An 11,839-nucleotide genomic window follows, 5' to 3' on the forward strand; every position below is an offset into this window, starting at 1 on the left:
AACAATTATTTAAAAACTATATCTAAAAGCCATTCCATTATAGCTATCGCCATTAAAGCTGGTTCCTGAACTTGGGTAAATATCTATATTGTCCATTTTCTTTTTATGTAGTTCGGGCACTAAAATTCCTGTTCCGGCGCCCAAAACATACCCTAATAATACATCGGTTAAAAAATGTTGTCCGGCTTCCATTCTCAAAACTCCAACTGCCGCAGGTAGGGCTGCCGCCCCGGTCCATATGAGTACTTTCCCGTCTCCGTCCGGGTTAAAATCGCTGTATGCCTTTGCGGCAAAAAAGGTAGCTGTGGCTGTGGCTGCAACATGACCGGAATAAAAGGAGCGCTGCCCATTATTTTTAAACCGTCTGTCGTTAGGTGTATCTCCACTATTATCATATACATACGGTCTACTTCTATTTACCAGACCGGCAGTTATGGAGTATAAAGCAGCCGTAGTGGCTAAGCTTTCTATATATAGCCCCAAATATTGTCCTGTGTAGTCGTTAATTTCATCGTCTATTAGGAGTGCGAATGGTGCTGCAAAAGACAGCGCAAAAGGAATGTCGCTTATGGAGTTTGCGCTTTTATTGTGTTTTCCTGCCACCCATTGATCTAAAAAATTTAATTTATCGATTTTTTTCTGGAGTGATTCTTCATTCAAATATTGCTCACGTTCGGCCAGGGGCATATCGTCTTTATTTTGAATTAAAATTAAACCATATGCGCTGGCTCCCAAAGCAGCACCCGTCCAAATACCATCGCGAACCCATTTCCATTCATAGGGCGAGCCGTTTTTTTGATCGTCTATAGCAAAATTTATTTTATCCTGAAAGTTACTTTCGGGTGCAGCGCTGGGCAATTTAAACATAAACGCATTTGAATTGCCTATTGCCAATTTTTGGGAATACGTGTTATTGTTTTTTATAGAAATTGATGAATTTTGAAAGGATTGCTGCGCATAAAAATTGATGCCGGCAAAAAACGCAAATAGTAGAGTGATTTTTTTCATATAACCATAAAGATATGGTTTTGGCCAACTGCGCAAATTTCATTTAACGTTTAATTAAAGAGAATTTATAGTTCCTTTTGGAAATTTTTTTATTCGTACAACCGTAATCTTTTCTGAAGTGAATTCATTTCTTTTTCCATCTTCCTCATACGTTTTAGCATTTGTTTAATGGCGTCTAATCCTTCAAAATTAATTCCTAAATCGTGATGTAGCCGAAACATTCGTTCAATTTCCGAAATATCCTTTTCATCTATAAAAAGGTCGTTTTGTTTCTCTTCAAAAGCAATAAGTCCAAAATCGTGAAGCCTTTCAATAAAGGTATTTTCAATTTGTGAAACTTTGCAGTAGTGACTTACCAATATGTATTTTTCTCGTGCCATTATCTCAGTTTTGAAAGTTCAGTAAACAGTGCTTTTTCTTTTTCCGACAGATTTTTTGGAAGCTCTATTTTGTAAGTAACATACAAATCGCCGTGTTGATTTTCCTTTTTGTACTTCGGTAAGCCTTTGCCTTTCAGTTTAACCTTGGTATCGTTTTGGGTCTCGGGTTTTACTTTTAGCTTAACTTTACCAGAAAGGGTTTCAATTGTAATTTCGCCGCCTAAAATTGCAGTGTACAGCGAAATATTTTCGGTGGCATACAAATCGCTTTCCAATCTTTTGAAACGCGTATTGTTGAAAATTTCAAAAGTAATTAGCAAATCGCCTTTTGGGCCGCCCTGCATTCCTTCGCCGCCGTAACCTTTAATTTTTATGGTTTGCCCGTCTTCAACGCCTGCCGGAATTGTTAATCTAATTTTTTTATCTCCAATGCTGATAGTTTGCTTTTGACTTTCCAAGATATCGGTCAAATTCAATCGAAGCGTTGCGGCTAAATCTTGCCCTTTAAACTGTGCAGATTGCCTGCGGCCGCCACCAGTAAATCCACCTCCGCCAAACATAGATTCAAAAAAATCTGAAAACTGACTTTCGTCAAAACCTTGCCCGCCGCCGGAGTAGGTTCGTTGCCCACCAAATCCGTCGCCGAATCCTTGCGAGCCTTGTTTACGCTTGGCTTCTTCAAATGCATCGGCGTGTTGCCAATCCTTTCCGTATTGGTCGTATTTTTTACGTTTTTCGGGGTCGCTCAAAACTTCATTTGCTTCATTTATCTGTTGAAATTTTTCCTGCGACGCTTTGTCGTTGGGATTTAAATCGGGATGATGTTTTCTGGCAAGTTTGCGGTACGCCTTTTTAATATCGGCCGCAGTCGCATTTTTATCCAACCCGAGAACTTTATAGTAATCTATGAATTCCATTGAAGTTTTTATTTGTGCTATGAAATTATAAAAAGAAATTTACCTATTCAATTTCCAACCATATTCTTCACAAAAGTTTAGCAATCATACTAGCTAAACTCTCCGCAAAAGCTATTTTTCCAAACAAAATATTTCAATCTTGCTTTTGTGGAAAACTAATTGTATTTTATTCAGAATAGCACGGATATTTGCACAATTGGAGCAAAAACCAAATTACTAACAATTAATATTGTTTTATTGTTAATTACTTTCCGAAGTATTGGTTTCACAAGTGCTCACGTATATTTATATTAGCCACCCTACACCAAATCTTATGTCTGAAACACAATATACCGAAGATAACATTCGCTCGCTAGACTGGAAAGAACACATCCGGATGCGTCCGGGGATGTATATTGGAAAGCTCGGCGATGGTTCGTCGCCCGATGACGGTATTTATATTCTTCTAAAAGAAGTGATAGACAACTGTATTGACGAGTTTGTAATGGGCGCCGGGAAAACCATCGAAGTTCGCATTAAAGACAAGGAAGTGAAAGTGCGCGATTACGGTCGCGGCATTCCGCTTGGGAAAGTGATCGACGTGGTTTCAAAAATGAATACGGGCGGAAAGTACGACAGCCGCGCGTTTAAAAAATCTGTCGGTTTAAATGGGGTCGGTACCAAAGCGGTAAATGCTCTTTCTGCATTTTTTAAGGTGGAATCGGTTCGCGATAACCAAATGAAGGCGGCGGAATTCTCTTTGGGTGAATTAACCAACGACGTTGAAGTTGAAGAAACCAGCAAACGAAAGGGGACGAAAGTAATTTTTATTCCCGACGAAAGTATTTTTAAAAACTTTAAATACCGTACGGAATACGTACAAAAAATGCTGAAAAACTACGTTTATCTCAACCCGGGATTGACGATAGATTTTAATGGCGAAAAGTTTTATTCCGAAAATGGATTGAAAGATCTTTTAATGGAAACCATCAGCGACGAAGATATGGCATACCCCATAATTCATCTACGCGGCGATGATATTGAAGTTGCCATAACGCATAGCAAAACCCAATACAGCGAAGAATATCACAGTTTTGTCAACGGACAAAATACAACCCAAGGCGGAACACATTTAGCAGCTTTTCGCGAAGCGTTGGTTAAAACCGTTCGCGAATTCTACAATAAAAATTACGACGCCAGCGATGTGCGAAAAAGTATCGTTTCGGCAATTAGTATAAAAGTGATGGAGCCCGTTTTTGAAAGCCAAACGAAAACAAAGCTTGGCTCCACCGATATGGGCGGCGATCTGCCAACGGTGCGCACGTTTATAAACGATTTTGTAAAAACAAATCTCGATAACTTCCTTCATAAAAATCCTGAATCAGCAGACGCCATTCAGCGTAAAATTGTGCAGGCCGAACGTGAGCGTAAAGAGTTAAGCGGTATTCGAAAACTGGCAAAAGATCGAGCTAAAAAGGCAAATCTTCACAATAAAAAACTACGTGATTGCCGCGTGCATTTGGGCGACGTGAAAAACGAACGCAATCTTGAATCTACACTGTTTATCACCGAGGGAGATTCGGCAAGTGGTAGTATTACCAAAAGTCGCGATGTAAATACACAGGCGGTGTTTTCACTTCGTGGAAAACCGTTGAACACCTACGGGATGACCAAAAAAATTGTGTACGAAAACGAAGAGTTTAACTTGTTACAAGCGGCTTTAAATATTGAAGATTCCATGGAAGATTTGCGATATAACAATATTGTAATCGCTACCGATGCCGATGTGGATGGGATGCATATTAGATTGTTGCTCATTACATTTTTTCTTCAGTTTTTCCCCGAACTAATTAAAGAAGGGCATTTGTATATTTTGCAAACGCCACTGTTTCGCGTTCGGAACAAAAAGGAAACCATTTATTGTTATTCCGAAGAAGAAAGAATAGCCGCAATAGAAAAACTAAAGCCAAAACCCGAAATAACCCGTTTTAAAGGTTTGGGTGAAATTTCACCAGACGAGTTTGTGCATTTTATTGGCAACGATATCCGGTTAGATCCCGTGATGCTCGATAAATCTATGAGTATTGAAGAATTACTTTCTTTCTATATGGGAAAAAACACCCCCGATAGACAAGAGTTTATTATTGATAATTTGAAGGTTGAACTTGATAGAGTGGAAGAATAAAAAATATTAGGCATGGAAAAAATTTATGTAGTGTTTTTCTTATTGTTAATTATGAGTGCGTGTGATACAAATGATGATTGTGCGGCGACAGACCCACCTCCGCAATCAATACATATTTCTATTCTCGACACCGAAGGAAATTCGCTGATTGGTGAAAATAATATATATAAACCTACGGAAATTACACTTGATAGAGGCAATCAAAATATTCCATTGAGATTTTATGATTATGATGGGAAAACTTTTATAGAGCTTTATTATTATGATATGGAATCTGAAAAGGATTATAACTTGATGCTTAATCAGCAGGAAACTGATATTTTAAAATTAAAAATAAATATTTATAACACTGATTGCTTTACGGAGCTTAAAAGTGTTGAGAAATTTTTATTGAATGGTGAAGAAATTCAAAGAGATAATGAAACTTATAGTTATATCATTCAAAAATAATATTAAAAGATTTCCGAACCTGGAACCTGAATTCTGAAACTTGGAACCAAAACAATGAGTGACGAACTCGACAACAACGAAGAACAACAAACAGGCCCAGACTACTTGGGCGTAAACGACGATACTTCCGGCGATACCATAAAAAAGGTAACCGGCATGTACCGCGACTGGTTTTTGGATTACGCCAGTTACGTAATACTTGAACGCGCCGTACCCGCTATTGAGGACGGTTTTAAACCTGTGCAGCGCCGCATTATGCAGTCTATGAAAGATTTGGACGATGGGCGTTACAACAAAGTGGCAAACATCGTGGGGCATACCATGCAGTATCACCCACACGGCGATGCGAGTATTGCGGATGCCATGGTGCAAATTGGCCAAAAAGATTTATTGATTGATACCCAAGGTAACTGGGGAAATATTTTAACCGGTGATAGCGCCGCAGCATCGCGATATATTGAGGCACGGCTTTCAAAATTTGCCTTGGATGTGGTTTACAATCCAAAGGTAACAAAATGGCAGGCTTCATATGATGGTCGAAGAAAAGAGCCAATAAATCTGCCAGTTAAATTTCCGTTGTTGTTAAATCAAGGTGGCGAAGGTATTGCGGTTGGGCTTTCAACAAAAATACTTCCACATAATTTTATTGAACTGATTGATGCTTCAATTAAGCATTTACAAGGTAAAAGGTTTACAATCTATCCAGACTTTCCCACAGGTGGATTGATGGATGTGGCCGATTATAACGATGGTCTTCGCGGTGGGAAAATCCGAAGTCGCGCGCGTATAAACCAACTGGATAAAAATACGCTGGTAATTACCGAAATTCCCTTTGGAACCAACACTTCATCGCTTATCGATTCAATTTTAAAGGCGAACGACAAAGGGAAAATAAAAATTAAAAAAATAGAGGATAATACTGCTGCGGAGGTGGAAATTCAAATCCATTTGCCAAGTGGCATTTCGCCGGATAAAACCATAGATGCGCTGTATGCCTTTACGGCTTGCGAAAGCAGCATTTCGCCATTGGGTTGTGTAATTGAAGATAACAGTCCGTTGTTTGTTGGAGTGTCTGAAATGCTTCGCGTAAGCACAGATCGCACGGTGGAACTGCTTAAAAGCGAACTCGAAATTCAATTAAATGAACTGGAGGAGCAGTGGCATTTTGCGTCTTTGGAGCGAATTTTTATAGAAAACCGAATCTATCGCGATATTGAAGAAGAGGAAACGTGGGAAGGCGTAATTGCTGCAATCGATAAAGGATTACAGCCGCATATTAAACATTTAAAGCGTGCTGTAACCGAAGAAGATATTGTGCGTTTGACTGAAATTCGCATTAAGAGAATTTCAAAATTTGATATTGATAAAGCACAGCAAAAGATTGAGGCGCTGGAAGATAGCATCGCTCAAATAAAGCATCACTTAGCGCACTTAATTGAGTATGCAATAGACTATTTTAAACGTTTAAAAAAGGATTACGGCGTAGGAAAGGAACGGAAAACCGAAATCAGGACTTTTGATGATATTGAAGCTACAAAAGTAGTAATCAGAAATACAAAATTGTACGTAAACCGCGCTGAAGGATTTGTGGGCACCAGCCTAAAACGCGACGAATACGTTACCGATTGCAGCGATATTGACGATATTATAGTGTTCACCGAAGATGGTACAATGATGGTCACAAAAGTGGACGCCAAAACGTTTGTGGGCAAAAACATTATTCATGTGGCCGTTTTTAAAAAGAAGGACAAACGCACTATTTATAATATGATTTATCGCGATGGAGCTCGCGGCGCAAATTATGTAAAGCGCTTTGCGGTGACTTCTACAACTCGCGATAGGGAATATGATATGACGAACGGGGCAAAAGGTTCCAAAGTGCTTTATTTTACTGCAAATCCCAATGGTGAGGCCGAATTGGTTACTATTTATTTACGCCAAAGTGGAAGCATTAAAAAACTTAAATTCGATTTAGATTTTGCAGATCAGCTGGTAAAAGGGAGAAATTCCAAAGGAAACATCGTTACTAAATATTCCATCAGAAAAATTGAATTAAAAGAGAAAGGACTTTCTACACTCAAACCCCGTAAAATATGGTTTGACGATTCTGTACAACGTTTAAATGTGGACGATAGAGGTGAGCTTTTAGGCGAATTTCGTAAAGAAGATCGATTGCTAATAGTGAACCAAAAAGGTGTAGTAAAAACCGTTGTGCCCGACCTTCAGCTTCGGTTTGATGACGATATGATAATTCTTGAAAAGTGGGACCCAAAGAAACCTTTGAGCGCCATTTACTGGGAAGGCGAAAAAGAATTGTTTTATGTGAAGCGCTTTTTAATTGAAAATCCCGATAGAGATGAAACAATTATTACCGATCATCCAAATTCATATTTAGAAAAAATATTTACCGATTACCGACCAATGGCCGAAGTGGTCTTCGCCAAAAAAAGAGGGCAGGAGCGCGAGGAAAATTTGGAGCTTAATTTGGAGGAATTCATAGCTGTAAAAGGCATAAACGCAATGGGCAACCAACTTACAAAGGAAAAAGTTTTGGAAATAAACACCAAAGAACCTTTGCCTTACGAGCCGCCAGCACCTGTAGAGCCCGAGGAAATTGATGTTGTGGACGAGGAGGATATGGCTTCGAAAAACAACGATTCTAAAAACGATAGTGATTCAAAAACCGATGAAGGCGGGCAGGGGTTATTGTTTTAAACATTCAAGGTCGTTTTTGCTGCAAAATTAATTATTCCAAAAAATAATTTTCAGTCCCCAAACCTTTTGATTTTCAAAAGAAAAACCTTATTTTTGCACCCCTCTTAGCGACGAGGCAAGAATAAGAGGAATTAAAACAAAACAAAATCAAACCCTTCTGTGGGATAGTCGCAGTAAAATCTTGTAACAACGCAGAATACAAAGCGTTTGAAATTAGCAGTTTTCACTTTGTTGAAAATTTAAAATTTCAAACACAAATTAACAAATGGCTGATAAAGCAAACAAAGAAGAAGTGCAGGTAGAAGATACTGCAACTCAAAATGAGGTAGCTACAAAACCTCAAAAAGAAGTTTCTCTTAAAGAGAGCAATCCTGAAAAATTTCTTGAAGAATTTAACTGGCACAACTACGAAGAAGGTATTGACCCAATCGACGATGGTAAGCTAGAAGAATTCGAAAAATTGGTAGCAGAGAATTTCGTTGACACTTTGGATGACGAAGTTGTTGAAGGAAAAGTGGTTTACATCACAGATCGTGATGCAATCATCGACATTAACGCGAAAAGTGAAGGTGTTGTTTCATTGAACGAATTCCGTTACAATCCAGATTTAAAAGTTGGTGATAAAGTAGAAGTATTGATCGACGTTCGTGAGGACAGCACCGGTCAACTTATTCTTAGCCACCGTAAAGCTAGAACCATTAAGGCTTGGGACCGTGTAAATGCTGCCCACGACGAAGCTACAATCGTAAATGGTTACGTAAAATGCCGCACAAAAGGTGGTATGATCGTAGATGTTTTCGGTATCGAGGCTTTCTTGCCAGGTTCGCAAATTGACGTTAAACCAATCCGTGATTACGACGTTTACGTTGGTAAAACAATGGAATTTAAAGTTGTTAAAATTAACCACGAATTTAAAAACGTTGTTGTTTCTCACAAAGCGCTTATTGAAGCGGATATTGAAGAGCAGAAAAAAGAAATCATCGGCCAACTTGAAAAAGGACAGGTACTTGAAGGTGTTGTTAAAAACATTACTTCATACGGTGTATTCGTTGATCTTGGTGGTGTTGATGGACTTGTTCACATTACAGACCTTTCTTGGTCACGTATTAACCATCCAAATGAGATCGTTGAACTTGATCAGAAATTGAACGTTGTAATTCTTGATTTCGATGAAGATAAAACACGTATCCAATTAGGTCTAAAACAATTAAACCCGCACCCATGGGAAGCTCTTGGAGAAGAGTTGAAAGTTGGTGATAAAGTAAAAGGTAAAGTAGTTGTTATTGCAGACTACGGTGCATTTATTGAAGTTGCTGAAGGTGTTGAAGGTTTAATCCACGTTAGCGAAATGTCTTGGTCTACGCACTTACGTAGCGCTCAGGATTTCGTAAATGTTGGTGATGAGGTTGAAGCGGTAATCCTTACAATGGATAAGGAAGAACGCAAAATGAGCCTTGGTATTAAGCAAATGACTCCAGATCCATGGACAGATATTACTACTAAATACCCAGTTGGTTCACGTCACAAAGGTATTGTACGTAACTTCACTAACTTTGGTGTTTTTGTTGAATTAGAAGAAGGAATTGACGGTCTTATCTACATAAGCGATCTTTCTTGGACTAATAAAATTAAGCACCCAAGTGAGTTTACCAATATTGGTGACACGCTGGAAGTTGTTGTATTAGAATTAGATGTTGAAGGTCGTAAACTTAGTTTAGGTCACAAACAAACAGAAGAAAACCCTTGGGATAAATACGAAGATGAATTTGCAGTTGGAACTAAGCACACTGCTTCTATTGACGAAGTAGTAGACAAAGGAGCAACTATTAAATTCAACGAAGATATCGTAGCATTTGTACCAAGCCGTCACCTTGAAAAAGAAGATGGTTCTATGTTGAAAAAAGGCGATGAAGCAGAATTCCAAATTATTGAATTCAACAAAGAATTCAAGAAAGTGGTTGCTTCGCATATGGTAATTCACAAAGAGGAAGAGGCAAAAATTGTAAAAGAAGCTGTTAAAAAACAAGCAACTGCACAAGACGAGTCTAAAACCACTCTAGGCGATGCCAATGCTGCATTACAAGCGCTTAAAGACAAAATGGACGGTAAAAAATAATCGGTTCATTTTATAAATAATGAAAAGCCTTCCCGAAACGGAAGGCTTTTTTATTATATAAAACACTAACTTTTTCTGATTATTACCATTATAGGTAGGCGTCAAAGAGGGAGGAGATCCCTGAAAAACAGTCCCTTCAAAATCAATTTCAAAATCTTCACTTTTTGAACCCAAAAAAATCGTACTTTTGCTCTCTGAATACAATTCAGAACTTCCTATGAGCCAAAAAGTGTTATTGAACGCAACCGAGATAAACATTGCGCTTAACCGTTTGGCTTGCCAATTAATTGAAAAGCACGACGATTTTTCTAAAACCGTACTTATTGGCATACAACCCCGCGGTGTATTCTTAGCTGAAAGATTAAAAACCTTGCTCGAATCTGAATACAAAATCAAGGATATAAAACTCGGGTATTTAGATATTACTTTTTTTCGAGACGATTTCCGAAGAGGCCAAAAGCCCTTGGAAGCAAACAAAACCAAAATAAATTTTATTGTTGAAGATAAAAATGTTGTTTTTATAGACGATGTTTTATTTACAGGAAGAAGCATACGCTCTGCGTTGACCGCAGTACAATCCTTTGGAAGACCGTTGGAAATTGAGCTGCTAACATTGATAGACCGTCGCTTTAGCCGGCACTTACCCATACAGCCCGATTACCGCGGCAGACAGGTAGATGCAATTAATGGAGAAAAGGTAAAAGTATGCTGGAAAGAAAATGACGGAGAAGATGCTGTTTACCTCGTAAAAAATTAAAATAGAAATTGAGAACAGACAACCGATAACTGATAATAGAAAAATGAGCGAACTAAGTGTAAACCACTTACTGGGAATTAAATACATCACCGAAGCCGATATCCAACTTATCTTTGAAACGGCAGACCATTTTAAGGAAGTTATAAATAGGCCCATCAAAAAAGTACCCTCACTTCGCGATATTACTATTGCCAACCTTTTTTTCGAAAACAGTACCCGTACCAAACTTTCTTTTGAACTTGCAGAAAAAAGACTTTCCGCAGATGTTATAAACTTTGCCTCATCGAGCTCTTCGGTTACCAAAGGCGAAACATTGATAGACACTGTAAACAACATACTTTCTATGAAAGTAGATATGGTAGTTATGCGCCACCCAAACCCGGGCGCGGGCGTATTTCTTTCTAAACACGTAAATGCAAGTATAATTAATGCAGGCGATGGAGCCCACGAGCATCCCACCCAGGCTTTGTTAGATACGTATTCCATTCGTGAAAAACTTGGTGATGTTTCGGGTAAAAAAGTTGTAATTGTTGGTGACATTCTTCATTCACGGGTTGCACTTTCAAATATATTCGCACTTCAAAAACTTGGAGCGACAGTTAAGGTATGTGGTCCTAAAACTTTAATTCCTAAATACATAGAAAAACTTAATGTGGGGGTTGAAACAAATCTTCGTAAAGCGTTGGAATGGTGCGATGTGGCCAATATGCTTCGTGTGCAAAACGAACGGATGGACATTAGTTATTTTCCTACTACGCGAGAATATACCCAGCAATTTGGTCTTTCTAAAGCAATCTTAGATTCTTTAAATAAAGAAATAGTGGTTATGCATCCAGGTCCCATAAATCGCGGAGTTGAAATAACCAGCGACGTGGCAGATAGCAAGCAATCAATTATTTTGGAACAAGTTCAAAATGGCGTTGCCGTGCGTATGGCTGTTATATATTTATTGGCTTCAAAAATAAAATCGTAATGAAAATTGACAATCATCCTAATTATGTGGTCCTTGAAGATGAAAAGGACGATATTGTAGATTTTGCATCGTTTATTGAATCGCAAATTCCTACAAAATACAAAGGTCAAAACGTAGTGTTAAATCTTTTAAAATACAATTCGTTAGAGTTGGTGCAATTATTAAGGTTTCTTAAAACCTCCAATCTACACCGAAAAACAAAACACTCTTTTGTTATCGTAAACGATGCTATTGATATTGACGATGTACCTTTTGAAATGGTAGTTGTTCCAACGCTGCAAGAAGCACGTGATATTATTGAAATGGAGGAAATTGAAAGAGACTTAGGGTTTTAATGCTGCAATAATTTTGTTGTAACC

10 protein-coding genes are annotated in these 11,839 nt (G+C 38.3%); 7 read left to right on the forward strand and 3 right to left on the reverse strand.

Translation table 11 applies throughout. The annotated features are described in order from the left end of the window. Nucleotides 1–9 precede the first annotated feature (9 nt). From QCQ61_RS11660 to QCQ61_RS11670, 3 genes are all read right to left on the reverse strand, one after another. Nucleotides 10–1,008, reverse strand: coding sequence for a phosphatase PAP2 family protein (locus QCQ61_RS11660; RefSeq protein WP_279447824.1), 999 nt, complete (start codon nt 1,006–1,008; stop codon nt 10–12). 89 nt (nt 1,009–1,097) lie between these two features. Continuing rightward, nucleotides 1,098–1,388: a chaperone modulator CbpM gene (locus tag QCQ61_RS11665; protein WP_279447825.1), complete on the reverse strand. Its 291-nt coding sequence runs from the start codon at nt 1,386–1,388 to the stop codon at nt 1,098–1,100. After that, a complete protein-coding gene (locus QCQ61_RS11670; protein WP_279447826.1) occupies nt 1,388–2,305 on the reverse strand; it encodes a DnaJ C-terminal domain-containing protein in 918 nt (305 codons plus the stop codon). The genes QCQ61_RS11665 and QCQ61_RS11670 overlap by 1 nt, the downstream gene beginning before the upstream one ends. A 313-nt stretch (nt 2,306–2,618) precedes the next feature. On the opposite strand from QCQ61_RS11670, the gene QCQ61_RS11675 reads away from it, so the two are divergent. From QCQ61_RS11675 to QCQ61_RS11705, 7 genes are all read left to right on the forward strand, one after another. Then, nucleotides 2,619–4,469, forward strand: a complete 1,851-nt coding sequence (locus QCQ61_RS11675; RefSeq protein ID WP_279447827.1) for a DNA topoisomerase IV subunit B — start codon at nt 2,619–2,621, stop codon at nt 4,467–4,469. Nucleotides 4,470–4,481: 12 nt separating this feature from the next. Continuing rightward, the gene (locus QCQ61_RS11680) at nt 4,482–4,919 is read left to right on the forward strand and encodes a hypothetical protein (protein ID WP_279447828.1); all 438 of its coding nucleotides are present in this window, start codon (nt 4,482–4,484) and stop codon (nt 4,917–4,919) included. 54 nt (nt 4,920–4,973) lie between these two features. Further along, the gene (locus QCQ61_RS11685) at nt 4,974–7,634 is read left to right on the forward strand and encodes a DNA gyrase/topoisomerase IV subunit A (RefSeq protein WP_279447829.1); all 2,661 of its coding nucleotides are present in this window, start codon (nt 4,974–4,976) and stop codon (nt 7,632–7,634) included. Nucleotides 7,635–7,899: 265 nt separating this feature from the next. Then, nucleotides 7,900–9,750 carry a 30S ribosomal protein S1 gene (gene rpsA / locus QCQ61_RS11690; RefSeq protein WP_279447830.1) on the forward strand — a complete coding sequence of 617 codons (1,851 nt, stop codon included), beginning with the start codon at nt 7,900–7,902 and terminating at the stop codon, nt 9,748–9,750. Between the two features lie 217 nt (nt 9,751–9,967). After that, nucleotides 9,968–10,507: a bifunctional pyr operon transcriptional regulator/uracil phosphoribosyltransferase PyrR gene (gene pyrR, locus QCQ61_RS11695; RefSeq protein WP_279450262.1), complete on the forward strand. Its 540-nt coding sequence runs from the start codon at nt 9,968–9,970 to the stop codon at nt 10,505–10,507. Between the two features lie 43 nt (nt 10,508–10,550). Next, the gene (locus QCQ61_RS11700) at nt 10,551–11,480 is read left to right on the forward strand and encodes an aspartate carbamoyltransferase catalytic subunit (RefSeq protein WP_279447831.1); all 930 of its coding nucleotides are present in this window, start codon (nt 10,551–10,553) and stop codon (nt 11,478–11,480) included. Beyond that, complete coding sequence (locus tag QCQ61_RS11705; protein WP_279447832.1) at nt 11,480–11,815, forward strand: ribonuclease Z; 336 nt, start codon at nt 11,480–11,482, stop codon at nt 11,813–11,815. The genes QCQ61_RS11700 and QCQ61_RS11705 overlap by 1 nt, the downstream gene beginning before the upstream one ends. Nucleotides 11,816–11,839: the final 24 nt, after the last annotated feature.

The organism is Aequorivita marisscotiae (genome assembly GCF_029814825.1).
Taxonomy (GTDB): Bacteria; Bacteroidota; Bacteroidia; order Flavobacteriales; family Flavobacteriaceae; genus Aequorivita; species Aequorivita marisscotiae.